The following is a 23,538-nucleotide window of genomic DNA, read 5'->3' as shown; positions in this document are numbered from 1 at the left end:
GCTTTGGGCGTCCAATTGGCACACCACTTGAATTGTATCCGGCGTCACAAAATTTGCGTGACACGCCTTTGGCAAAAGTCTGATGCGAAAAGATCGTCGCCTGGGTGGTGTGGAAAAACGAACGAATAGAAGGACTGCAGAAGCAGAAAAGACAATGGTTAAAGTCGTAAGCGGACAGGATCTGATCGACGCAGGCATGCTGCAGGGCAAGTGGTTTCGCCCGGCGCTCGATGCTGCCAATAAGGTTGTGAGCGAAAATGGTTCCATGGATGAGGCGATGGCGGCTGCGCGGACATTCCAGCCGGGGCCGACGCTCGCGCTGCGCACGTCTGGCGACATCGAGATCTATTCGAACATCCGCGCTGAAAACTCTTTCGAGCAAGACAATGTCGAGAAGGTGAATGCGACGATGCGCGAGCTTGTCCGCACGCCCGTCATCCGTGCGGCAGCAATCATGCCGGATGCCTGCCCGGCCGGGCCTGTTGGAACCATTCCGGTCGGCGGTGTCGTCGCATCGGAAGGAATCCATCCGGGCATGCACTCTGCGGATATATGCTGCTCGATGGCGATCTCTATCTTTCCGAGCGTCGATCCGAAATCGCTGCTGGATGCCGTTCATGCCGTGACGCATTTCGGTCCGGGTGGCCGTCCACGCGGTGCGCAGATCAAGCCGTCTGAAGCCACGCTTTCTGCTTTTCAGCAGAATCCGTATTTGAAGGATGGTGCGTTCAGCGCGGGAATTGAACACTTCGGGACGCAGGGTGACGGAAACCACTTTGCCTATGTCGGAACGATGAAATCGAGCGGCGAGACGGCTCTCGTGACCCATCACGGTTCACGGGCCCCGGGTGCGCGTCTCTATGATCGTGGGATGAAGGTTGCAAACCGCTTCCGCGAACAGATCTCGCCGGAAACGCTGCGCGATAATGCCTGGATTCCCAGCGATACCGAGGAGGCAGAACTCTACTGGGCGGCACTTCAGACGGTGCGTCAGTGGACGAAGGAGAACCACTATGTCATCCATGATATGGCGGCGGAAAATCTCTCCGCCAAGGTCGCTGATCGCTTCTGGAACGAGCACAACTTCGTTTTCAGGAAGTCCGATGGCCTCTTTTATCACGGGAAAGGTGCGACCCCGGCGTTCGACAAATGGGCGGCAGATGCAACGGATCTGACGATCATTCCGCTCAACATGGCGGAACCGATCCTCATCGTTCGCGGTTCGAATGCCGCGCATGGCTTGGGCTTCTCACCGCACGGTGCCGGCCGAAACTTCTCGCGCAGCGCCCATCTGCGGCGTCTTGCAGAAGAATACGGTGCCGACTCCCGCGGGCTCAGCCCGAACAACATCGCCGATATTCTGGCGAAGGAAGCGGCTGGGATCGACGCGCGTTTCTTCTCCGGCTTCGCGGATATTTCCGAATTGCCGGGTGCCTACAAATCGGCTGCCAATGTCCGGGCGCAGATCGAACAGTACGGTCTTGCCGAGGTGGTCGACGAGGTGATTCCTTACGGAAACATCATGGCGGGCGACTGGCAGAAAAACGCGCCTTGGCGGAAGAAGCGCCGGTAGTCCGGATGTGCGCAGATGTGGCCTGTACAAAGAAAAAGGGCGGAGTAATCCGCCCTTTTGGGTTTTGGATATTAGATTTATCTCGGTGGATATAGGTCCTCGATTTTTAGATCAACATTGAGGTCAGCGGGTTCCTGCCGGGCAGCCGAATTCGGTTGGAGGTTTCCGAGCAGCGAAGAAACCGCGTTGTCTCCAGCAAAGCCCGCTTCTTTCAGAAGCTGGTCGAGGACGGGCTTGTTGGCCTGATAATTCAGCAATTGGCCCGCAAGTCCGTCACCGAGCCCTATGCTTCCGCTTCGGGCGTCGCCGCCGCGTCCCAGCATGCCGCCGGTGTCGAAAATACGGATATCGGAAATCTTCTCGATCGGCTTCACCGCCTCAGCCAGCGCCTGCGGGATGATACGGATACGCTCGCGTAGGATTTCGTAGTCGATGATCGCCGCACTCAACCGGTTGCGTGCTTCGTTCAGCAGGGCTTCGCTTTCGGCCGCCGCCTTGCCGGTCTCCAGAACGCCCTTCGCTTTGATGACCGCGGCGTCTGCCTCTGCCACCGCGAGCGTCTTGATGGCGTCCGCCTGGTCGACGGCGGCCTGTTTTTCAGCTTCGGCACCGACGGTCACGGCCGTCGCGTCGGTTTCCGCCTTCTTGCGGGCGTCGATGACGGCGATCTGACGTTCGCGTTCGGCAATTTCGACGGCCTTTGCGGTCGAAACCTTTTCCTCCGCTGCGATAGCCAGGGCCCTTGCCTGTTCCGCCTTAGCCTTGGCTTCGGACTCCTCGCGGCTCTTGGTGGCGACGGCAATGGCGCTTTCCTGTGAAACGATCTGCAGGTCGCGGCGGGCTTCGGTATCGCGCTGCTGCACGGCGCGGGATGCGTCGATATTCGCGCTTTCGCGGACCTGCTTGGCGAGAGCTTCGCGCTCGGCAATCGCCTGCTCGGTGGTGATGCGGGCCTCTTCTTCCGCGCGCTTGGCAGCCTGCTCCTGCTGGGCGGTTTCTGCGCGCGTTGCGGCCGACTTATTGGCGATGTCACGCTCCTGGTTGAGCTCGGCTTCGCGCTTGGTGCGCTCGATTGCCAGTGACTGCTGGCGCGCTTCGAGATCTTTCTGGGCGATGGCGACTTCCGTGTCGCGGACGATCTCGTTGCGTTCCTTCTTGCGGCTTTCGGTGATGCGGGTCAGCGTTGCAAGGCCCTGCGCATCGAAGAAGTTGTTGGCATTGAAATGCTTGATGTCGGTCTGGTCGAGGCGGGTCAGGGAGACCGATTCCAGCTCGAGGCCGTTCGATTGCAGGTCAGCGCCGACGGCCTCCTGCACCGCCTTGACGAAATCCATGCGCTGTTCCTGCAGCGCATCGAGGTTCATGGTGGCGGCGACAGAGCGAAGACCGTCCACGAATTTCGCCTCGATCAAAATCCGAAGCTGTTCCGCATCGTTGGTGCGATTGCCGAGGGTCTGCGCAGCGAGCGCGATCGATGAGGCGTCGGGTTTGACGCGCACATAGAATTCCGCACCAATATCGACCCGCATACGGTCCTTGGTAATGAGTGCGTCACCTTCGCCGCGCCGTACCTCAAGCCGCAGCGTCTTGAGATTGACGCGCGCTATCGATTGAAAGATCGGAAGGACGACCGAGCCGCCATCGAGGACGACCTTCTGGCCGCCGAGACCGGTGCGAACATAGGCCTCGTCCCGGCTGGATCGAGTGTAGAGTGTTGCGAAAACCAGGCCGATGCCCAGGATCAGTACAAGGCCGATAATGGCCGGCAATAGCAGATCGAATATCATGGTGACTCCCCGGTATATGTATCTGGCGCCTTCAGCATGTTTGACGGCGGAGTGACGGCTATGAAAACATTGGATTTATGGTCGACAATGAGGACCTGGGCGCCGATCGCCATGGGCCGTTCGTTCGGCGCGGCTCTAGCCCTGAACGTATGCCAATTGCTGTGCCGGTCCTTAATGCGAACACAGCCGGGCAGCCCTTGATCCAACGGGCCGACTGTCACTTCGCCAGTCCTTCCAATGAATTCGGCGAGGTCAACGGCATAGGTCTCATCACGTGGTACGAGCCGCCCGACGATCCTGGTCAGGGATCGGACTTCAGGGATCGCGACAAGAAAAGCAGGCACCGCGGCCACGAGTGTCGGCAAAGGCAACCAAAGGGTTCGGGCAATCGCCTGGAAAACAAAGCCGTTTAAGGCAAACATGCCGAGAAACAGCATCAGCAGCACCAGAACCGGAACTCCGCCATAGTTGAGCCATGACAGAAGCCCCGACACGCCGCTGCCGTGATCGTCGGGTAATGCCTTTCCGATCAGCTCGCTGAGCGAAAACCCAATCAAAAGGCAGCACATTTCCAGAAAGGTTAGTGCAGCCAGTATGATTGCCGCAACAGCAAAGGGGGTGGAGTGAGGGTCGAGGAAAAGATCCATCGGCGCTTAATTCTGACCGGCCTTGAGCTGCGCGAGCCGGGCTTCGATAGCCTGTTCCCGATGCAGACGGTCAAGTTCATCCAGTTCTGCGCTTGCAGCCTTATCCTCTGACGGAACTCCCGTGAGGCGTGAGACGGCCGCGGCCGCGCGGGCTGCCCCGTCAGTCGGCCGATTTCGGCCGGCTGCAGTGTCGGAAGCTTCATGCAGATGCTGAAGACTACGCTTCAAAGCGGCCAGCTTTTCTTCTGCCTCACGGCGTGTCGCCAGGATTGCCTGAAGCGCTTGCTGGCCCTCATCCAGCTGTGTTCTAGCGGCCGATAGGGCATTGTCGAGTGCAGCAAGCTGCGCCTCCAGATCGATCTGTCTTGCCACGCCCGCCTTCGCAAGGTCATCTCGATTGGCCGACATGGCTGTGCGGATCTTGTCATCGAGGGCGCGCCGATCAGCTTCGATCTCGCTGCGTCGGGTCTGGATGCGATATTCTTCCGCCCGTGATTTGCCGAGGTCCACACGGGCCTCATCGGCAGCAGAATCGATGTCACGAAGCGCCTGTTCGACGACCGCGATTTTGTTTGCTCCTTCGGCCTTGTCGACGGCAGCATTCGCAAGTCCGGCGATAAGGCGACCTACGCGCGACAATATCCCTTCACTTGTCATGATATTGATCTCCCTTCGGTTTGCATGCGGAGTGACGCCGATATCGATCTGAAAGGCACCGTTGTTGGCAACGAGTTGAGCCGCAAAGATGTTGATCGACCCGTTCGAATAGCCCGCCACGTCGTAAGGAACGATCATTCGGCCACGAACGGTCGCGAGTGACAGCGTTGCGGGTCCCTTTATCGAGAACAGTTTTTCATCCAGAGGCAGTTTTGCCGGTGATATCGGATGGTTGCGATTGGATGCGAAGTCGCGCAGACCGAGGGTGACCAGCCTGGCCGGCAGACCGGTTTTCTCCCGAACGGTCTCATAAGCCAATTCGTGAAGCGTAACGAGATTGGCTCCGTCTTCTTCCGTCAGCATCTCGTCGAGCATGGCGAGCATTTTCGCGTAGGCGGCAAAGGTCTCGTCCAGAGCCTGTTTTGCCTCAGGGTCAGGCGAAAGGTCATAGCGCAAAATCGATGTGTGAGCGGTTTGGGCCATGCCTTTAAACATAAAGCACTGCTTTTGTGCTTTCAAGTCCAGGTTTCAGTTTTTAGTTGAAATTTTATCCGGCGGATGAATCCCTGGGTATGTATGGCGCATTCAGGACATAAATGATTTTCTCAAGCGTGGCGTGCAATAGGGACGCTCTCGCAACGATCGGAAAAGAGCTTTTCGCTGAGGAAATCGACAAGCACGCGGACCTTGGGCGAAAGGTGCCGGTTGGATGGCCAGAGCAGGTGGAACTGGGCGGGGGCATCGATATGGGCATCGAGCACCGTGCGCAGCCTGCCATCTGCAAGAGGATCGCGGGCGAGGAAATCCGGCATGCAGCCGATGCCCATGCCACTGACGGTGGCGCCGCGAAGGGCTTCCATGTTGTTGCAGGTCAGCACCGTGCGGGTTCTGATTTCCGGATGATCGGGAGAGAGGCTGAGCGGCCAGGGCTGCAGTTTTCCGGAATTCGGGAATCGGAAGCGGACGCCTAAGTGACCTTCCAGGTCACGTGGGCAATCCGGAGTGCCGTGTTTTTCTAGATAGGCGGGAGCCGCGGATAGCAGAAGCTGGAACGGGCGAAGTGCACGCGACATCAGCCGCGAATCCGGCAAGGTTCCGCTGCGGATGGCGACATCGACGCCCTCTTCGATCAGATCGACAATCCGGTCGTTGAAGTCGAGATCGAGTTCGACCTCCGGGTAGAGGTTCACGAATTCCGGCAGGATCGGCAGGATCAGATGGTAGCTGACCAGCGGTACGCTCACGCGCAACCGCCCCCGAGGGATCGCAACCGCCTGAGCGAGCGAGGCTTGGGCGTCTTCCAGGTCATCAAGGATGCGCCGGCAGCGCTCATGGAACAGGCGGCCTTCTTCCGTCAGTCGCAAGCTCCGCGTCGAGCGCTGGAACAGGCGGACGCCGAGCTGTTGTTCAAGCGCGGTTACGGCCTTGCCGACAGCGGATGCGGAAAGGCCGAGAGCACGGCCGGCGGCGACGAAACTTCCAAGATCCGCCGTTCTGACGAATGCCGTGAGGCCACCCAGAGGCTGGTCCATATACAGATCCATTCGAGCGGTTTCTTCCTTTATATGCGGAACAAACCATAAGTTATCGAAGCATTATCCTCAATTTATGCTGCTTTCCGCATTCGAAGTCCAGGCGTTTCAGCGCCGCCCGTGCCCCTCCCAAGCGCGTCCCACCCTCGAACCAGCGGATATCTGATGACCGTTCCCCACAAGTCTAAACCTGCAAGTATCGCGGAGAAAATCTTCGTCTTGATCGCCGTCTGCTCCGCAGCGGCGGCTATGCCTCTTACCTTTACAGGTCCCGCCGTGGCCCTGCCGGCAATCAGTGCCGAACTCGGCGGCAGCCCCATTGCCCACAACTGGGTCACCAATGCCTTCATGCTTACCTTTGGCAGCACGCTTATGGCCGCCGGTGCGCTCGCGGACAGCTATGGCCGCAAACGCATCTTCCTGTGCGGCCTTGCCGCCTTCATCCTGTTTTCCGGCGGGCTTGCCTTTTCGCCAGATATCGTCTGGTTCGACGGCCTTCGCGCGCTCCAGGGTTTCGGCTCGGCCGCGGCTTTCTCTGGCGGGATGGCATCGCTGGCGCAAGAGTTCGACGGAAAGGAACGCATGCGTGCCTTTAGTCTCGTCGGCGCGAGTTTCGGTATTGGCCTGGCCTTCGGACCGATGGCGTCGGGCATGATGATCGAAGCCTTCGGTTGGCGGGCGATCTTCGCACTCGTTGTTGGCCTCGCCATCATCGCTTTCATATTCGGTGCGGTATTCCTGACGGAAACCCGCGATCCCGAGGCAAGGGGGCTCGATTGGCCGGGCGCAATCAGCTTCACGCTCGCTCTCTCGCTCTTTACTTATGGCGTGCTGCAGGCACCGGAGAGCGGCTGGGGCGATGCCCTTACGCTTGGGCTCCTTCTGGGCTCGGCGCTGCTGATGGCTCTCTTCTGCTTCATCGAGCACCTCGTAAAGCGGCCTATGCTCGATCTGACGCTTTTCCGGTATCCCCGTTTCGTCGGCGTGCAACTCCTTGCGGCTGCTCCAGCCTATGCATTCGTTGTCCTGCTGATCCTGCTGCCGGTGCGTTTCGTCGGTATCGAGCGTTTGAGTGCGGTTGCTGGGGGACAGATGATGATCGCGCTTTCCGGCCCGCTCCTCATCCTGCCGATCGCGGCCGGGTTGCTGACCCGGTGGTTGCCGGCAGCGACGATCTGCAGCGCCGGTCTCGTCATCTCGGCTGTCGGTCTCTTCTGGCTCGCCCATATTCCCGTCGGTTCGGACCATGTGGCGCTTGTTGCACCCCTGCTGACGATCGGTATCGGCATCAGCCTGCCCTGGGGCCTCATGGACGGGCTTGCCGTCAGTGTCGTGCCGAAGGAGCGCGCCGGCATGGCAACCGGGATTTTCAGCACGACCCGCGTCGCCGGCGAAGGGGTGGCACTCGCCATCGTGAGTGCGGTCCTCTCCGCGCTGACGCAGTCCTATCTTGGAACAAGCCATGAAGCGATCGTGGCGGCACAGCGTCTGGTGACGGGCGATCTCAAGGGTGCGGGCCAGGCTCTTTCCGGAATGGGCGAACTGGAACTCATCCATGCCTATAATGATGCTTTCGGCCTGCTTCTGTGGTTTCTAACCGGCATCACGGTTCTGACGGCAATCGTCATTTTCACTTTCATGGGACGAGGCGTCGGCAAAGCCGGCGAAGCGGCTGAAGAGTCTGTTGCTGTTTGAACGGAGAAGGGCGGACAAACGTTTCCGCCCTTTTAACTATAGCCACTGAAAAACTACTCTTTCCGACGCAATTTATCCTGCAATATTACATCCGTCAGTAACGACTCCTAAAGTCCGGGCTGTCACTTTTATTTCCATTGGCATTGCGTGAGCATATTTACTGGCTGGGGTTTTGAAATGAATCGTAATCGGGATGATTGGGTCAACCAGCGGGCATATGCCATCTGGGAAGAAGAAGGCCGGCCGCACGGTCGGGGCGAGAGCCATTGGGCACAGGCGCTCAGGGAGTTCGAACAGCTCGAAGCTACCAAGGCTTCTGCCGACGGCAGTGATCTCATCGAAAAACTGAAGGCAGCCGGACGCTTGATGCGGACCTATGACGAGGCCGAGGCACAGGATAATCAGAGCAGCCGGCGCAAGATGGCAGGCCGCTAGGTTGAATCTGGCCACGCGGCAAAAGCCATTTCCATGCGAGCTTGTATAAGCCGCCGACCATCAGGCCGRCGGCTTTTGCATTATTGCGCCAGGCTATCCGCAAGCGTGATGTGAACGTTCTTCAGCTCCGAATATTCATCGAAACCATGACGACCGAGCTCGCGGCCGATCCCGCTTTGCTTGTAGCCACCGATCGGCATTTGCGGCGTGCCGTCGCCCATGCCGTTGATCCAGGTACGGCCGGCCTTGATGCGGCGGATCGCCTGCAGGGCAGTCGATAGATTGCTCGACCAGACGCAGGCTGAAAGGCCGAAAGGTGTATCATTGGCCAAGCGGATTGCCTCTTCGGGATCCTTGAAGCGGAAGCTTGCAAGAACCGGGCCGAAGATCTCCTCACGAGCAATCGACATATCCGGTTTCACGCCGGTGAAGATCGTCGGCGCGTAGAAGGCGCCGCCTTCGCCGAGAATGGTGCCACCGCTATAGATCTGTGCGCCATCCGCCTTGCCTGCGGCCACATAGCCGGAGACCTTCTCGAGATGGGCTTTGTGGATCAGCGCGCCGACGGTGCTGGAATCGTCGAGCGGATCGCCGGTGACGATCCTTGCCGCCAGAGCCTCGACCTTTTCCAGAAGCTTGTCGGCGACGGATTCATGAACGATCAGGCGACTGCCGGCAATGCAGACCTGACCCGAGCAATGGAAGGCGCCGCCCGAAATCTTCGCGGCAGCGGCATCGAGATCGGCATCGGCGAAGACAACCTGCGGACCCTTGCCGCCGAGTTCCAGGCCGACCCTTTTGATATTCTGGCCGGCAATCGCGCCGATGATGCGGCCGACGCGCTGCGAACCGGTGAAGGTGACCATGTCGACATCGGGATGCTCGGCGAAGATCTGGCCGACATCGGCGCCATAGCCTGTTACGACATTCAACACACCGTCCGGCAAGCCAGCCTCGCGGGCAAGTTCTGCGAGGCGGATGGTCGAGCCCGAGGTGAATTCGCTGGGTTTGATGACGACGGTGCAGCCTGCGCCAATCGCCCAGGGAATGCGCTCGGAGCCAATCAACAGCGGGAAATTCCACGGCGTGATGATGCCGACGACGCCGGCCGGCTCGCGCAGCACGAGACCGAGCGTATTGGCACCCATATCATTATGCGTTTCGCCTTCCAGGCCCTGTGCGTGGCCGGCGGCATAGTGCCAGAGCGTCGCGGAAAAGCCCATCTCGCCGCGCGCCTGGTTGATTGCCTTGCCGACCTCCAGCGCCTCGATGGTGGCAAGCTCCTCGATGTTCGCTTCGATCAGATCAGCGACGCGGCGCATGATGCGGGCACGCTCGCCACCAGTCATTTTCGGCCAGGGGCCATTGTCGAAGGCGTTGCGGGCAGCTGCAATTGCAGCCTCGGCGTCGGCACGCGAACCTCTCGGAATGGCGCCGACGATATGGCCGGGGTGAGCAGGACTTTCGCGGTTGATCGTCTCTCCTGACTGGGCGGGAACGCTCCTGCCATCGATCAGCATGGAATAGCGGCGGTCCTGCAGAAGGCGCGGATCGTCTAGGCGCGGCGCGATGAAGCGATATTGGACGGTCATGACTTTGTCCTTGATTGCTGAGTGGGACTGCTGATGGGCGACTACTGTCGGGCGGCCCAACTGAGGCCGCGCCGGAGAATGAGAGGCATGTAGGGATGGTTGAATTCGGCGGCGACATGACCGAGTGCCGAATAGAAGATGCGGCCCTCGCCGAAATGCCGCTTGAAGACTACCGGCATCGCGATATTGCGCGCGGCCGGATCGTACTGGCCGGTAAAGGTTGTGGTGGCGAGGATTTCGACCGAAGGATCGTAGTGCAGGTAATATTGCTCCGAGCGGTAGTCGAAATCCGGGATACCTTCCATCAGCGGATCGTCCTGCCGCGTCACCGCGACCCGGAAGTCGATGATATTGCCGGGATGGGCGACCCAGGTGACGCCTGAGACGTAGCGGAAGGGGGCGCTTTCCTTGAAGGAAGTGGCAAGGCAGCCATGATGGCCGCCGAGGCCAAGCCCGCCACGTACTGCTTCAACAAGCGCATTGGCATGCGGCTTTTCCAGCGTCTCGCCGGTGATTACAGGGACCAAAAGGTCGGTTTTTGCAAGCTGCGGAGAGCCGAAGATGTCGAGATCATTGGTGATCTCGACCGCAAAGCCGTCTTCACGCAGCAACTCGCCGACGATATTGGCGCATGGTTCCGGCTCATGGCCTGCCCAGCCGCCCCAGACGATGATCGCCTTCTTCATCCTTCCTCCTTCAGAGCGTTTCCGTTCTTTCTTTTGAACTACGAAAATTCTCTATCTCTTTGTCTTCACGCAATTCCGGAGGTAAGACCGCTGCCTGCTTTCACCGGAATTGCTCTAGGCCTGATGCAGCAGACCTTCGATGGTAACACTATGGCGCAACGGCTCGCCGGCCAGATAGCGTTCTATCTCTTCGACCACGAGGCGGCCAAGACGATGGCGCTCGCATCCGATGGCGCCAGCAATATGTGGCGTCATCAGTACATTCTCCAGCGTATAAAGAGGGGAATCGACCGGCGGTGTTTCCGGCTCCGTCACATCGAGAATTGCCCAGAGCCGGCCACTGACGAGTTCGGCCTCCAGTGCTGCGCTATCGACAATGCCGCCACGGGCGGTGTTGATCAGCGTTGCGCCGTCGGGCATGCGGGCCAGCATGCCGGCGTCGATCATGCCGCGGGTGGATGCGAGCAACGGCGCGTGGATGGAAATCGTGTCGCAGCTTTTCATCAGTTCGTCGAGAGGAACAAGCGTTGCGCCCATGCGGCGCGCCTCTGACGCATCGACCAACGGATCGTGCAGCAGGATTTCGATGCCGAACGGTCGCAGAAGCTCAATGACACGACGGCCGATGCGCGAGGCGCCGATGATGCCGACACGCTTTTCCCAATTACCGGCGTCGCCGTCATATTGCTGGGAAACGCCGATGAAGCTGCGCTTCGACGTATAGTCCCGGCGAAACCGGAAAACCTGCTTGTTCGCAAAAAGAATGGCGGCAAGTGTAAATTCGGCGACAGGAACGGCATTCGCATCCGCAGCATTGGTAACGACCACGCCACGCTCGAAAACTTCCGGCGCGACGAAATGCTTCACCGACCCGGCCGCATGAGCGATCAGCCGCAGTTTGGGGGCAGTGTCGAGGACCGCTGCATCGATCATCGGGCAGCCCCAACCGGTTACGAGGATCTCCGCATCCGTGAGAATCTGCCTTGCTGCAGCGGTAGAGAAATCGCCAATCGGCAATTCGCCCGGCATTCGGCAGGCCCGCTTCAACCTGGCTGTATCAGCAGTGGCAAAGAGCTTTTCAATGCCAAAGGGTCCGAAGGCGAAAGCAAGGGCCGGGCGGGCTTTCTCTGCGATCGAAGCATCCTGAAGCAATTGCACTCTCCCTTGCGCCAAGAAGAACTTCGCGCAGTACCGGAGCGGTCAAGCCGCCTCCCGCATCAGATCGCATGGATGCGCAAGTTGCGCAAGTTAATTACGCATGTTTCTCAAGTTTGCGCAATTTGCGCAACGGTCTCACCGCGCTGCAAGTTGACGCCGCATTCGATCTGCAGGGGCGTGGCACTGGGATCTGCAAGCCGCCGCTGTACAAGGCCGATGGCCTGCCGGGCCATCTCGGCACAGTCGACGCGCATTGTCGTCAGCCTTGGATGCATGAGCGCGGCATAGGGAAGGTCGTCGAAACCAATGACGGAGATCTTTTCCGGCACGGGAATGCCGGCCGCCCCGAGGGCGTTCATGAGACGGAAAGCACCCATATCGTTGGCGCAGAAAACGCTCGTCCAACCGGCTTCGCCGCGGGCACGCTTCTCCACCTCAGCCAGCAATTCCGCATCGGTGCCGCCAGCAACGCTGATTGCCGTAGAGACCGCATCGGGACAGGCCTCCAGCGCTGAATAGAAACCGCGGCGGCGCTGGGTCGTCGTCCAGCGCGTATGATCGTGGATATAAAGAAGATTCCGGTGACCCGCGTTTAGCAGGGTGCGGCCTGCGAGTTCGGCTCCAAAGAAATTGTTGGGCGCCACGCAGTCAAAGCGCATGGCGGGATCATAACCATTGACCAGCACGGCGTGGCGCGTGCCATCGAGGAAATGCGATGCAAGATTTTCGGAGAGGTCGATGCCGACAAAGATCGTCATGTTCGCCTCTTCATTCTCCTGGTCGCGCAGCATGCGCTCTGGATCAAGGGAGGTCTCGTCCACCATGCGGATGGAGAGCGTGAAGCCTCCGTCTCGGGCGCTGCTCTTCAGGCCGGCGATGACAGCTTCGTAGAAGGGCGCAAGGCCGCCCGTGGCAAGGCTTCCCGTCACATAGGCACGCAGGTGGCGCATTTGCGCGGCCGGCTGGCGTCCGCGTCCGAGATAACCGGCATCCTGCGCAAGTTTGCGGATTTGCATGCGGCGCTCGTCGCTGATGCCTCGCGCATCGGACAGTGCGCGCGAAACAGTGCTGACGGAAACGCCCGCTGCTTTTGCGATCGCAATTTGGTTCGCGTCGGGCTTACCTGATTTCTTCACTACCTGTCCTCCTGAACCCTTCGATCAAACGAGGATTCCCGCGACAAATCCACCCTTTGCCACGCATTTTCAATAGCTCTTCGCAGCTTATCGCAGCGCAAGAGACGGTATGTTGCGCAATCAAATTTGCACAAAGCTGAAATTTGCGCAATTGACAACGCAAATTGCGCATGCAGAATTGCGACCCTGTAGAAGGACGGTCCCGCGGCGCGCATTGCGTTTGCGCTCAGTCCGGTGCCGTCGGTTTCGGGAGGAGGAGTTCCATGACAAACGACATGAAACGCGAATTCATTCAGGCGATGATCAGTCGCCGCCAGCTTCTGCAGGCTGCCGGCGCCGGTGCTACGGCTGCCGCCATGTCCGGCTTCGGCTCGGTTGCGAGCGCGCAGGAGAAGGTGGAGCTGACCATCTGGGCCTGGACGCCCGACACGCAGAGCGAGATCGACCTCTTCTCCAAGGCCTTCCCGAATATCAGCGTGAAGCTCGAGAATGCCGGCCAAGGCCCGGACGAATATGTGAAACTGCGCAACGCTATCCAGGCCGGCAGCGGCCTGCCCGATGTCGGCCAGGTCGAATTCACGAACATTCCGGGTTTTCGCCAGCTGCAGGCGCTGCTTGATATGGGCCAGCATGGCGCCAACGAGGTCAAGGACAAGTTCATCGACTGGACTTGGGCTTCTGCTTCGGATGGCGATGCCGTCTACGGTATTCCGTGGGACTCCGGCCCGATGGGTATTCTTTACCGTGCCGACGTGCTTGACCAGCACAAGATTGCAGTTCCGAAGACCTGGGCCGAATTTTCCGCCAACTCCAAGGCGCTCTCCAAGGCCGCGCCCGGCACTTACCTTACCAATTTCGGTGGCACGGCAGACGGCGGCTGGGTGATTGCACTTCTCGCGCAGGCCGGCTGGAAGCCCTTCGAGCTCAAGGGCACGGATCTCAAGCTGAACCTCAACGATGCGATCGCCAAGAAATGGGCCGTCTTCTGGCAGGACCTGATCGATGCCGACGCCGTCGGCGTCAAGACGCCGGTCTGGACCACCGACTGGTTCACCGGGCTCGATGAAGGCACCTATGCGTCGTGGATGACGGGTGCCTGGGGCGCCGTCTTCATTCCGCAGTTTGCCAAGAAGAGCAACGGCCACTGGCGCGCAGCACCTCTTCCGCAGTGGGAAGAGGGCAAATATGTCTCCGCCAATCTCGGCGGATCCACCTTCGCCGTCTTCAACACGACGAAGCATCCGAAGGAAGCCACGCAGCTTGCCGTCTTCCTCGGCAGCAATCCGGAAGTGGCGCGCATGTGGACGACCAAGCAGTACCTCTTCCCGGTTCTGAAGGAGCTTACCTCCGATCAGGAGCTGATGGGCCACAAGTACGATCTCTATGGCGGCCAGGCCGTCAACGAGGTCTTCGCCGAAAGCGCCAAACACGTCGACTCTTCGTTCCAGTATGCGCCGTTCCAGGATTATCTCGCTGCCCAGGTGCAGCAGGAATTCTCGGCCTCCATCGGCGGCAAGGGCTCGCTCAGCGATGCCTTCGATCGCTTGCAGGAAGGGGTCAGCGCCTATTGCTCCGACCAGGGCTACACCGTCTCCCAAGGATGAGCCGCGGGGATGCGGGATTTTCTTCCCGCATCCTTTTGCATCACGCGCGCCATGCCGGCGCATTTCGCATTGAACTGCCGGAGACGGATACATGGCCGGTTTGAAAAGCCGCAAGCGGCGATACCGGGTGAGCAAGGGAATTGCGCCCTATCTCTTCCTCGCGCCTTTCGCACTGCTTTTCATCGCCTTCCTGATCGCGCCGATGGCCTATGCCTTCACGCTGGCAATCTACAAGACAACAGTGGTTGCCGGGACGAAATTCGTCGGCGCGGAGAATTTCGCGCGCGCGCTCGGCGATCCCAAGTTCTGGCAGGGCGTCATCGTGCTGGTGAAATTTGCCCTGATCCAGATCCCCGGCATGGTGGCAGCGGCGCTACTTATCGCTCTCATTCTCGATAGCGGCACGGTTTATGCAAAGAGTTTTTTCCGCATCAGCTTCTTCATTCCCTATGCCGTGCCGGCCGTTATCGCGACGTTGATCTGGGGCTATCTCTACGGCCCGTCGTTTGGACCGTTCACACAGCTTGCCACGGCCATCGGTCTGCCGCCGCCGAATTTCCTCGGGCCGAGCACGATATTGCCGTCGATCGCCAATATCGCGAACTGGGAATATACCGGCTATCAGATGATCATCTATTACGCCGCCCTGCAGGCCATTCCGGCCGATCTCGAAGAGGCGGCCTCCATGGACGGGGCGAACAGCTTTACCTATGCGATGCGGGTGAAATTGCCGCTGATCGCTCCGATGGTCGTCGTCACCATCATCTTCTCGATCATCGGCTCGCTGCAGCTCTTCTCCGAGCCCTATTTGCTGCGCAATCTGGCGCCGACTGTCATCAACAATGCCTTTACGCCGAACTACTACGCCTACACGCTCGCCTTTACCAACCAGCAGTACAACTATTCGGCTGCGGTTTCCTTTGTGCTCGGCGGCGTCACGGCGGTGATCTCCTATGCCTTCATGCTGATCGTCAACCGCGGAGGCCGCAAATGACCATCGTCGGCAAATCGAAACGCTCTTCCGCCTTTCGCCGCAATCGCTGGACGCTGACGGCAATCCTCGCTGTGATCTGGCTTTATACGGCGCTGCCGCTGTTTTACGTCCTGGTGGCGGCATCCAAATCGAACAACGACCTCTTTACCACCTTCGGGCTGTGGTTCTCGGGCGACTTCCGGCTTTTCGAGAATATCCGCCAGGTCTTTTCCTATCAGGGTGGCATCTTTGCCCGGTGGCTGCTCAATACCGTTTTCTATGCAACGGTTGCCGGCATCGGCGCGGCACTGTTTTCAACCATGGCCGGCTATGCGCTGGCAAAATATGACTTCCGCGGCAAGCGCCTGATCTTTGCGATCATCCTCGGCGCTGTCATGATCCCGCAGACGGCGCTGGTCGTGCCGCTCTTCCTGCTGATGTCGAAGGTAGGCATGGTCAATACGCCGTGGGCGGTCATCCTGCCGTCGCTGGTCTATCCCCCGGGCGTCTTCCTCATGCGGGTCTATGCCGACGATGCCATTCCGAATGAGCTGATCGATGCCGGTCGAGTCGATGGCGCAGGTGAATTCCATATCTTCTCGGCGCTGACGCTCAGGCTTCTGATGCCGGGCTTTGCCACCGTGCTGATCCTCTCTTTCGTGGCGACCTGGAACAACTACTTCCTGCCGCTCGTGGTGCTGAGTTCGGCCGAATATTTCCCCGTCACGGTGGGGCTGGCGCAATGGTACGCGACGGCGACCGTCGGTTCGGGCGGCGGGGCGGCTCTTTTCACGCTGGTACTGGCCGGCGCACTCATCAGCATCGTTCCCGTCATCATCGCATTCATCGTCATGCAACGCTTCTGGCAAGGCGGCCTCGGCGCCGGCGGCGTCAAGGCGTGAGGAGACTGGCACATGGCCGTCATTGAACTTCGCAAGATCCGCAAATCCTTCGGTGCACTCGACATCATCGGCGGACTGGACCTCCATATAGAAGACGGCGAATTCGTCGTCTTCGTCGGTCCGTCGGGCAGCGGCAAGTCAACGCTGCTGCGCCTCGTCGCCGGTCTGGAGGAGGCCACCTCCGGCCAAATCCTGATCGACGGCGAGGATGTTACGGAGCTCGGCCCGGCAGACCGCAGCCTGTCCATGGTCTTTCAGTCCTATGCTCTCTATCCGCACAAGACCGTGCGCGCCAATATGGCCTTCGGGCTGGAGGTGGCGCGCACGCCGAAGGCGGAGATTGCGCGGCGCGTGCAGGCGGCGGCGGCGTCGCTGAGGCTCGAACCGTATCTCGACCGCAAACCGAAGGAGCTTTCCGGCGGCCAGCGGCAGCGCGTGGCGATCGGCCGTGCCATCGTGCGCGATCCCGTCGCCTTCCTTTTCGACGAGCCCTTATCGAATCTCGATGCGGCACTCCGCGCGGAAATGCGCATCGAGATCGCCAAGCTGCACCAGCGGCTGAAAGCGACGATGATTTACGTCACCCATGACCAGGTCGAGGCGATGACGCTTGCCGATAAGATCGTGGTCCTAAAAGATGGAGAAATCCAGCAGATCGGCTCGCCGATCGATCTTTACGAGAAGCCGGCCAATCTTTTCGTCGCGCAATTTCTCGGCTCGCCGAAGATGAACGTCTTCGACGCGGAACGCGTGGATGGCGGACTACGCGTGGCCAGTTCGGGGCGCCTCGACCTCGCTTCGGCGCCCGCCAATGCAGCCAAGCTTGGCGTACGGCCGGAAGACATTACCGTGACCGCTGTCGGCCAGGGTAATCTCGACGGCAAGGTGGACGTGGTGGAGCGACTGGGCTCGGATACTTACGCCTATGTCGCCCTTTCCGACGGTGCGCTGGTAACGGTGCGGCTTGCCGGAAATGCCCGGCTCACCGTCGGCGAGGCCATCAGCCTGCAGTTCGATAGGAATGAACTGCATCTTTTCGACGGGGCCGGCCATGCAATCGCCCTGTAAACACGTGCATTTTCATATACAAGCCGCCTCTAATCTTCTTATTTTTGCAGATATGTAACCGAGATAACTTTTTACTGACGTGTAACTTGGCTAAGGTCCGCGCATCTGTGGCTTGCAAAAGGTGAGATGCATGGCAGGTGAAACGGTACTCGTCGTCGGCGGTGCGGGATATATTGGCTCGCATACGTGTCTTGATCTGGCGAACAAGGGTTACAAGCCCGTCGTCTTCGATAATTTTTCCAACGGCCATCGCGAATTCGTCAAATGGGGACCGGCGGAAGAGGGCGATATTCGCGATAGGGCCCGTCTCGATGAGGTGCTGGCAAAGCATAAGCCGTCGGCAATCCTGCATTTCGCGGCGCTGATCGAAGTCGGCGAATCGGTCAAGGATCCGGTCTCGTTCTATGAGAATAATGTCATCGGCACGCTGACGCTGTTGTCGGCGGCGCAGGCCGCCGACATCAATGCCTTCGTCTTCTCGTCCACCTGCGCGACCTATGGTCTGCCGCAGAGCGTGCCGCTCGATGAGACGCATCGCCAGGTGCCGATCAATCCCTACGGCCGTACCAAATATATCGTCGAGCAGGCGCTTGCCGATTACGACCAGTACAAGAGCCTTCGCTCCGTCGTGCTGCGTTATTTCAATGCCGCCGGTGCCGATTTCGAAGGCCGGATCGGCGAATGGCACCAGCCGGAAACGCATGCGATCCCGCTGGCGATCGATGCAGCGCTCGGCCGTCGCCAGGGGTTCAAGGTTTTCGGCAGCGATTACGAGACGCGCGACGGCACCTGCGTGCGCGACTATATCCATGTTCTCGATCTTGCTGACGCACATGTGCGCGCCGTCCAATATCTGCTTGATGGCGGTGAATCCGTCGCGCTCAATCTTGGCACGGGCACCGGCACGACGGTGAAGGAACTGCTCGGCGCCATCGAAGACGTCTCCCGAAAGCCGTTCCCGGTCGAGTATATCGGTCGTCGCGAGGGCGATTCGCATACGCTGGTTGCCAATAACGACAAGGCGCGGGACGTGTTGGGCTGGGTGCCGCAATATGATCTCTCGCGGATCATCCAGTCGGCCTGGAACTGRCATGCGCGATCAAACCATCACTAAACGCGGCTCAAAGCCCAACGTTCTCGTCATCACTGCGGACCAATGGCGCGGCGATTGTCTCTCTTCTGTGGGGCACGCCTGCGTCAGGACGCCCAATGTCGATGCCCTGGCTAAAGACGGGACGCTCTTCCGGCGGCATTATGCCGGTGCCGCTCCCTGTTCGCCGGCGCGGGCCACGCTCTATACCGGCCTCTACCAGATGAACCACCGGGTCTGCCGGAACGGTTCGCCGCTCGACCGGCGTTTCGACAATCTGGCGCTGGCAGCAAGGCGGGCGGGTTACGACCCGACGCTGTTCGGCTATACGGATACGGCGCCCGATCCGCGCGATATGGATGCCAATGACCCGCATTTGACGACCTATGAAGGTGTGTTGCCGGGTTTCACTGTCCGCCAGCTTCTGCCGGAGCATGAGAGGCAGTGGCTCTCATGGCTACGCTCACGCGGCCGCGCGGATGCCACCAGCCGCGATGTCCATATTCCGGTCGGGACTGTCGGAGGGGAAATCTCGAATGCGGCGCCAGCCTATTCACGCGGAGAGACGCAGACCGCCTTCCTGACAGGGGAATTCATCCGCTGGATGGGCGAGCAGGATGCGCCATGGTTCGCGCATATTTCCTTTTTGCGGCCGCACCCGCCTTTCTCCGTGCCGGAGCCCTTCAACCGGATGTTCGGGCCTGGGGAAGGCCCTGCTTTTGCGCGTGCGACGGACCGTGAAAGGGAACAGCAAGGCCATCCCTATCTCGCCTATGCCATGCCGCGAACTCAAAAGGGCAGCTTCATCCATGGAGCGGAGGGACCGCTCAGCGATTTGAGCGCTGCCGACTTCGACGCCATCCGGTCGATCTACTATGGGATGATCGCCGAGGTGGATGACCAGCTCGGTCGGATCTGGCAGGCGCTGAAGGATGCGGACGAATGGGACAACACGATCATCGTCTTCACGTCCGATCATGCCGAGATGGCGGGTGATCACTGGACGCTCGGCAAGGGCGGCTATTTCGAGGGCAGCTATCATATTCCTCTCGTCATCCGCGATCCTCGCGCGGCTTCAGCCGGCGGTATCGTCGAGAGTTTCACCAGTGCTGCCGATGTGTTCCCGACGCTCTGCGATCGGCTCGGCATCAGACCTGCCAATGATATCGACGGGCGCTCGCTTGCGCCTTTCCTCGATGGCGGTATGGCGCAGGGCTGGCGGGATGCGGCGTTCTGGGAATTCGATTTCCGGGATATCGCCCATGGCGAAGCGGAACGGCATTTCGGCCTTCGGCCGAACGAGCTGAATCTTGCCGTCATCCGCGACGAGCGATTCAAATATGTACATTTCACTTCATTGCCAGCACTGCTCTTCGATCTCGTCAAGGATCCGATGGAGCTGCGCAATCTTGCCGATGATCCGGCCTATGCTTCGGTGCGGCTCCACTATGCCGAACGGCTGCTGTCGCTCAGAGCGCGACATCTGGATCAGACGCTTGCCTATACCGAGCTGACGGAAAAAGGGCCGGTGATGTACCGGCCCTGAGCGGCGTCAGAAGTTTCCGAGGAAGTCCCGCTTGCCGACCGGCGCACCCTGATTGCGCAGGATGGCGTGTGCCGTCGTCACGTGGAAATAGAAGTTCGGCAGCGCGAAGAGCGCGACATATTCGATGCCGGGAACGACAGAGCCGTTGCGGCCCGGAACCGTGATTTCCCTTAGATCGCTGCCATCAAGAGCTTCGGCAGAAAAGCTCGCAAGGTAAGCTTCGGTCTTGGCCATACGCTCCCGCAGGTCGGCGATCGTCGTTTCATTATCTTCGAACTTCGGCGCCTCAGTTGCCGTCAGGCGGGCGAGCGCGAACTTCGCGCTATCGCTGGCGCGCTGATACTGGCCGGAAAGCGGCAGCATATCCGGGGCAAGGCGTGCATTTATGAGGATGGTCGGGTCGATTTTCTTTTCCTCGGCATAGGCTTCCGCCTTGTCGAGATAGGTCTTCAGACTGGCAATGCCGCGCTGGAACATCGGCACGGTCAAACGATACATCGAAATGGACATTGGTCCTCTCTCCAAATTCTTTAAAAAACGGCTGTGTGCGCAGGCCGTTGGGGCTCCGCCTAGATGGGGATCTCTACGGCTTTCGCAATACGCGCCTGTGACGGTCCTTTCCCATGATGGCCAGATTGCAACAGACCAATCATGCACAATTCACCTTGGCAGAATGGCTTCTACTCCGCAGCGACAGCGGAAATCGGCAAAGAGACTTGACGTCGTTTCGGAATGAATATTCCGCGAAACAAATTTTACGGTTTGTTTGTTCCGTTTTAACGGAACCGCCACGGGAGGGGCGGCATGGGATTGAGGTTCGCAGACGGATGTCTGGGACCCCGGCGTGAGGAGGGTGCAGCCGGGCACCGCTTTGTGGAGGAAATGCAATGAAAAGATTTATCCTGGGCACCGCGATGGCGCTCGTCCTGTCGACGACCGCACATGCGGAAACCGTTGGCGTTTCGATGGCGAAATTCGACGACAACTTCCTGACCGTTCTGCGCAACGGCATGACCGATTATGCAAAGACGCTGAATGGCGTCACCCTGCAGGTTGAAGACGCGCAGAACGACGTTTCCAAGCAGCAGAGCCAGATCCAGAATTTCATCGCCTCCAAGGTCGATGCAATCATCGTCAACCCTGTCGATACCGATGCGACGACGGCAATGTCGAAGCTCGCTGCCGATGCCGGCATTCCGCTGGTTTACGTCAACCGTCAGCCGGTCAACGTCGACACGCTGCCCGAAAAGCAGGCTTTCGTCGCTTCCAACGAACAGGAATCCGGCACGCTGGAAACCAAGGAAATCTGCCGTATTCTCGGCGGCAAGGGCAAGGCCGTCGTTATCATGGGCGAGCTTTCCAACCAGGCTGCGCGCATGCGCACCCAGGACGTTCATGATGTCGTCAAGACAGACGAATGCAAGGGACTGGAGATCGTGGAAGAGCAGACGGCCAACTGGGATCGTACCCAGGGCGCCGACCTGATGACCAACTGGCTCTCCAGCGGCATCGAGTTCGATGCCGTGATCTCCAACAACGACGAAATGGCGATCGGCGCCATCCAGGCGCTGAAGGCAGCCGGCAAGGATATGACCAAGGTCGTCGTCGGCGGCGTCGACGCCACGCAGGACGCGCTTGCCGCAATGCAGGCCGGCGACCTCGACGTCACCGTGTTCCAGGATGCCGCGGGCCAAGGCAAGGGCGCGCTCGACACGGCACTCAAGATTGCCAAGGGCGAAAAGGTCGAGAAGAAGGTCTACATCCCCTTCCAGCTCGTCACGCCTGCCAACGTCAAGGACTTTGTCTCCAAGAACTGAGGCGAACGCCAAGCAGGATGCGGGTTCTGCCCGCATCCTTTCAGCCTGTCCGTATCCGGAGGAGATGATATGGTCGTCAGCCCGTCAACCATGGCCGCCGTGCGCGCAAGCGGCGCAGTTCCGAATGCGGAATATCTCTTGAGCGCAGAGGGCGTTCGCAAGGAATTTCCGGGGGTCGTCGCGCTCGACGATGTGCAGTTCCGGCTGAAGCGCGCTTCCGTGCATGCGCTGATGGGTGAAAACGGCGCCGGCAAGTCGACTCTGATGAAAATCCTCGCCGGCATCTACACGCCCGACAAGGGCGATATCCGCCTGAAAGGGGCGGAAATCCGGTTGAAATCTCCGCTCGATGCGCTGGAGAATGGGATCGCCATGATCCATCAGGAGCTGAACCTGATGCCGTTCATGACGGTTGCAGAAAATATCTGGATTCGCCGCGAGCCCAAGAACCGCTTCGGTTTCGTCGACCACGGCGCGATGCATCGCATGACCGAGGCGCTGTTTGCCCGGCTCAATATCGCGATCGATCCCGATATCGAGGTCCGCTACCTCTCGGTCGCAAACCGGCAAATGGTCGAGATCGCCAAGGCAGTTTCCTACAATTCCGACGTCCTCATCATGGACGAGCCGACCTCGGCGCTGACGGAGCGCGAGGTCGAGCATCTTTTCCGCATCGATCGCGACCTGAGATCCCAGGGCATCGGCATCGTCTACATCACCCACAAGATGAACGAGCTCTTCGAGATCGCCGACGAGTTCTCCGTGTTCCGTGACGGCAAATATATCGGCACGCATGCCTCCACTGATGTCACCCGCGACGACATCATCCGCATGATGGTCGGCCGCGAGATCACCCAGATGTTCCCGAAGGAAGAGGTGCCGATCGGCGAGGTGGTACTGTCGGTGAAGGACCTCAGCCTGTCCGGCATCTTCCGCGACGTTTCCTTCGAGGTGCGTTCGGGCGAAATCCTCGGTGTGGCAGGCCTCGTCGGCTCCGGCCGATCGAATGTCGCCGAAACGCTGTTCGGCGTGACACCGGCAAGCTCCGGCACGATCGAGCTTTTCGGCAAGCAGGTACAGATCACTTCGCCGACGACAGCGATCCGCAATCGCATGGCTTTCCTCACGGAAGATCGCAAGGATACGGGCTGTCTTCTGATCCTCAACGTGCTCGAAAACATGCAGGTCGCCGTGCTGCACGACAAATTCGTCAAGGGCGGCTTTGTTCAGGAAGGCGCGATTGAGGAAACCTGCGAGGACATGGCGCGCAAGCTGCGTGTCAAGACCCCGACCCTCTATGAGCGGGTCGAGAACCTCTCGGGCGGCAATCAGCAGAAGGTGCTGATCGGCCGCTGGCTGCTCACCAATCCGAAAATCCTGATTCTCGACGAGCCGACACGCGGCATCGATGTCGGGGCCAAGGCGGAAATCCATCGGCTGGTCACGGAAATGGCGCGCAACGGCGTCGCCGTCATCATGATCTCTTCGGAGATGCCCGAGGTTCTCGGCATGAGCGACCGTATCATGGTGATGCACGAGGGGCGCGTCACCGGTTTTCTCAATCGCGACGAAGCAACGCAGATCAAGGTGATGGAACTCGCCGCGCAGTGATTGCGCGTGACAACGATCGCCAAAGGGAG

At 59.6% G+C, this 23,538-nt stretch carries 20 protein-coding genes; 11 read left to right on the top strand and 9 right to left on the bottom strand.

All coding sequences use genetic code 11. The annotated features are described in order from the left end of the window. Positions 1-154: 154 nt before the first annotated feature. Positions 155-1,573, top strand: a complete 1,419-nt coding sequence (locus AC1DF8_RS08975; RefSeq protein ID WP_478153026.1) for an RtcB family protein — start codon at positions 155-157, stop codon at positions 1,571-1,573. A 77-nt stretch (positions 1,574-1,650) separates the two neighbouring features. Here AC1DF8_RS08975 and AC1DF8_RS08970 read toward each other — a convergent pair whose 3' ends face one another. From AC1DF8_RS08970 to AC1DF8_RS08955, 4 genes are all read right to left on the bottom strand, one after another. After that, entirely contained in the window at positions 1,651-3,360 is a 1,710-nt protein-coding gene (locus AC1DF8_RS08970) for a flotillin family protein (RefSeq protein WP_478153024.1), read from the bottom strand. Further along, positions 3,357-4,007: an OB-fold-containig protein gene (locus tag AC1DF8_RS08965; RefSeq protein WP_478153022.1), complete on the bottom strand. Its 651-nt coding sequence runs from the start codon at positions 4,005-4,007 to the stop codon at positions 3,357-3,359. The genes AC1DF8_RS08970 and AC1DF8_RS08965 overlap by 4 nt, the downstream gene beginning before the upstream one ends. 6 nt (positions 4,008-4,013) lie before the next feature. Next, positions 4,014-5,159, bottom strand: coding sequence for a PspA/IM30 family protein (locus AC1DF8_RS08960; RefSeq protein ID WP_478153020.1), 1,146 nt, complete (start codon positions 5,157-5,159; stop codon positions 4,014-4,016). 110 nt (positions 5,160-5,269) lie between these two features. Further along, on the bottom strand, positions 5,270-6,196 hold the full coding sequence (locus AC1DF8_RS08955; RefSeq protein ID WP_478153156.1) for a LysR family transcriptional regulator: 927 nt from the start codon (positions 6,194-6,196) through the stop codon (positions 5,270-5,272). A gap of 165 nt (positions 6,197-6,361) precedes the next feature. Here AC1DF8_RS08955 and AC1DF8_RS08950 point away from each other — a divergent pair, with 165 nt between their 5' ends. Then, on the top strand, positions 6,362-7,891 hold the full coding sequence (locus AC1DF8_RS08950; RefSeq protein ID WP_478153018.1) for an MFS transporter: 1,530 nt from the start codon (positions 6,362-6,364) through the stop codon (positions 7,889-7,891). A gap of 177 nt (positions 7,892-8,068) precedes the next feature. Beyond that, positions 8,069-8,326 (top strand): DUF2934 domain-containing protein, encoded by a 258-nt coding sequence (locus AC1DF8_RS08945; RefSeq protein WP_478153016.1) that lies wholly within the window; start codon positions 8,069-8,071, stop codon positions 8,324-8,326. 80 nt (positions 8,327-8,406) lie between these two features. Here the strand turns inward: AC1DF8_RS08945 and AC1DF8_RS08940 are convergent, their stop codons facing one another. From AC1DF8_RS08940 to AC1DF8_RS08925, 4 genes are all read right to left on the bottom strand, one after another. Beyond that, the gene (locus AC1DF8_RS08940; protein WP_478153014.1) at positions 8,407-9,918 is read right to left on the bottom strand and encodes an aldehyde dehydrogenase family protein; all 1,512 of its coding nucleotides are present in this window, start codon (positions 9,916-9,918) and stop codon (positions 8,407-8,409) included. A 41-nt stretch (positions 9,919-9,959) separates the two neighbouring features. Next, positions 9,960-10,604: a ThuA domain-containing protein gene (locus tag AC1DF8_RS08935; protein ID WP_478153012.1), complete on the bottom strand. Its 645-nt coding sequence runs from the start codon at positions 10,602-10,604 to the stop codon at positions 9,960-9,962. Positions 10,605-10,718: 114 nt separating this feature from the next. After that, positions 10,719-11,756, bottom strand: coding sequence for a hydroxyacid dehydrogenase (locus AC1DF8_RS08930; protein WP_478153010.1), 1,038 nt, complete (start codon positions 11,754-11,756; stop codon positions 10,719-10,721). Positions 11,757-11,869: 113 nt separating this feature from the next. After that, on the bottom strand, positions 11,870-12,898 hold the full coding sequence (locus AC1DF8_RS08925; RefSeq protein ID WP_478153008.1) for a LacI family DNA-binding transcriptional regulator: 1,029 nt from the start codon (positions 12,896-12,898) through the stop codon (positions 11,870-11,872). A 263-nt stretch (positions 12,899-13,161) separates the two neighbouring features. Between AC1DF8_RS08925 and AC1DF8_RS08920 the strand changes: the two genes are divergently transcribed. From AC1DF8_RS08920 to AC1DF8_RS08895, 6 genes are all read left to right on the top strand, one after another. Next, on the top strand, positions 13,162-14,502 hold the full coding sequence (locus AC1DF8_RS08920; protein ID WP_478153006.1) for an ABC transporter substrate-binding protein: 1,341 nt from the start codon (positions 13,162-13,164) through the stop codon (positions 14,500-14,502). A gap of 91 nt (positions 14,503-14,593) precedes the next feature. Then, a complete protein-coding gene (locus AC1DF8_RS08915; RefSeq protein ID WP_478153004.1) occupies positions 14,594-15,496 on the top strand; it encodes a carbohydrate ABC transporter permease in 903 nt (300 codons plus the stop codon). Beyond that, complete coding sequence (locus tag AC1DF8_RS08910) at positions 15,493-16,377, top strand: carbohydrate ABC transporter permease (RefSeq protein WP_113115474.1); 885 nt, start codon at positions 15,493-15,495, stop codon at positions 16,375-16,377. The genes AC1DF8_RS08915 and AC1DF8_RS08910 overlap by 4 nt, the downstream gene beginning before the upstream one ends. Positions 16,378-16,389: 12 nt before the next feature. Then, positions 16,390-17,445 (top strand): ABC transporter ATP-binding protein, encoded by a 1,056-nt coding sequence (locus tag AC1DF8_RS08905; RefSeq protein ID WP_183849658.1) that lies wholly within the window; start codon positions 16,390-16,392, stop codon positions 17,443-17,445. Between the two features lie 130 nt (positions 17,446-17,575). Beyond that, positions 17,576-18,559, top strand: a complete 984-nt coding sequence (galE, locus tag AC1DF8_RS08900; RefSeq protein WP_478153001.1) for a UDP-glucose 4-epimerase GalE — start codon at positions 17,576-17,578, stop codon at positions 18,557-18,559. Then, positions 18,537-20,081 (top strand): alkaline phosphatase family protein, encoded by a 1,545-nt coding sequence (locus tag AC1DF8_RS08895; RefSeq protein ID WP_478152999.1) that lies wholly within the window; start codon positions 18,537-18,539, stop codon positions 20,079-20,081. Before galE ends, AC1DF8_RS08895 begins: the two co-directional genes overlap by 23 nt. 6 nt (positions 20,082-20,087) lie before the next feature. Here the strand turns inward: AC1DF8_RS08895 and AC1DF8_RS08890 are convergent, their stop codons facing one another. Then, positions 20,088-20,591, bottom strand: a complete 504-nt coding sequence (locus tag AC1DF8_RS08890; protein ID WP_478152997.1) for a DUF1993 domain-containing protein — start codon at positions 20,589-20,591, stop codon at positions 20,088-20,090. Positions 20,592-20,968: 377 nt separating this feature from the next. On the opposite strand from AC1DF8_RS08890, the gene AC1DF8_RS08885 reads away from it, so the two are divergent. Then, complete coding sequence (locus AC1DF8_RS08885) at positions 20,969-21,898, top strand: sugar ABC transporter substrate-binding protein (RefSeq protein ID WP_478152995.1); 930 nt, start codon at positions 20,969-20,971, stop codon at positions 21,896-21,898. A 69-nt stretch (positions 21,899-21,967) separates the two neighbouring features. Beyond that, complete coding sequence (locus tag AC1DF8_RS08880; protein ID WP_478152993.1) at positions 21,968-23,509, top strand: sugar ABC transporter ATP-binding protein; 1,542 nt, start codon at positions 21,968-21,970, stop codon at positions 23,507-23,509. Positions 23,510-23,538: the final 29 nt, after the last annotated feature.

Source organism: Rhizobium sp. 05N49, from assembly GCF_056396805.1.
This window is presented reverse-complemented; position numbering and strand designations above follow the sequence as displayed.

Bases quoted from the DNA above. Each gene is read 5' to 3' on its own strand.
- AC1DF8_RS08935 (WP_478153012.1), bottom strand. From the start codon at position 10,604: ATGAAGAAGGCGATCATCGTCTGGGGCGGCTGGGCAGGCCATGAGCCG.
- AC1DF8_RS08975 (WP_478153026.1), top strand. From the start codon at position 155: ATGGTTAAAGTCGTAAGCGGACAGGATCTGATCGACGCAGGCATGCTG.
- AC1DF8_RS08885 (WP_478152995.1), top strand. From the start codon at position 20,969: ATGAAAAGATTTATCCTGGGCACCGCGATGGCGCTCGTCCTGTCGACG.
- AC1DF8_RS08895 (WP_478152999.1), top strand. From the start codon at position 18,537: ATGCGCGATCAAACCATCACTAAACGCGGCTCAAAGCCCAACGTTCTC.
- AC1DF8_RS08880 (WP_478152993.1), top strand. From the start codon at position 21,968: ATGGTCGTCAGCCCGTCAACCATGGCCGCCGTGCGCGCAAGCGGCGCA.
- AC1DF8_RS08905 (WP_183849658.1), top strand. From the start codon at position 16,390: ATGGCCGTCATTGAACTTCGCAAGATCCGCAAATCCTTCGGTGCACTC.
- AC1DF8_RS08910 (WP_113115474.1), top strand. From the start codon at position 15,493: ATGACCATCGTCGGCAAATCGAAACGCTCTTCCGCCTTTCGCCGCAAT.
- AC1DF8_RS08950 (WP_478153018.1), top strand. From the start codon at position 6,362: ATGACCGTTCCCCACAAGTCTAAACCTGCAAGTATCGCGGAGAAAATC.
- AC1DF8_RS08890 (WP_478152997.1), bottom strand. From the start codon at position 20,591: ATGTCCATTTCGATGTATCGTTTGACCGTGCCGATGTTCCAGCGCGGC.
- AC1DF8_RS08915 (WP_478153004.1), top strand. From the start codon at position 14,594: ATGGCCGGTTTGAAAAGCCGCAAGCGGCGATACCGGGTGAGCAAGGGA.
- AC1DF8_RS08945 (WP_478153016.1), top strand. From the start codon at position 8,069: ATGAATCGTAATCGGGATGATTGGGTCAACCAGCGGGCATATGCCATC.
- AC1DF8_RS08965 (WP_478153022.1), bottom strand. From the start codon at position 4,007: ATGGATCTTTTCCTCGACCCTCACTCCACCCCCTTTGCTGTTGCGGCA.
- AC1DF8_RS08940 (WP_478153014.1), bottom strand. From the start codon at position 9,918: ATGACCGTCCAATATCGCTTCATCGCGCCGCGCCTAGACGATCCGCGC.
- AC1DF8_RS08970 (WP_478153024.1), bottom strand. From the start codon at position 3,360: ATGATATTCGATCTGCTATTGCCGGCCATTATCGGCCTTGTACTGATC.
- AC1DF8_RS08920 (WP_478153006.1), top strand. From the start codon at position 13,162: ATGACAAACGACATGAAACGCGAATTCATTCAGGCGATGATCAGTCGC.
- AC1DF8_RS08960 (WP_478153020.1), bottom strand. From the start codon at position 5,159: ATGTTTAAAGGCATGGCCCAAACCGCTCACACATCGATTTTGCGCTAT.
- AC1DF8_RS08955 (WP_478153156.1), bottom strand. From the start codon at position 6,196: ATGGACCAGCCTCTGGGTGGCCTCACGGCATTCGTCAGAACGGCGGAT.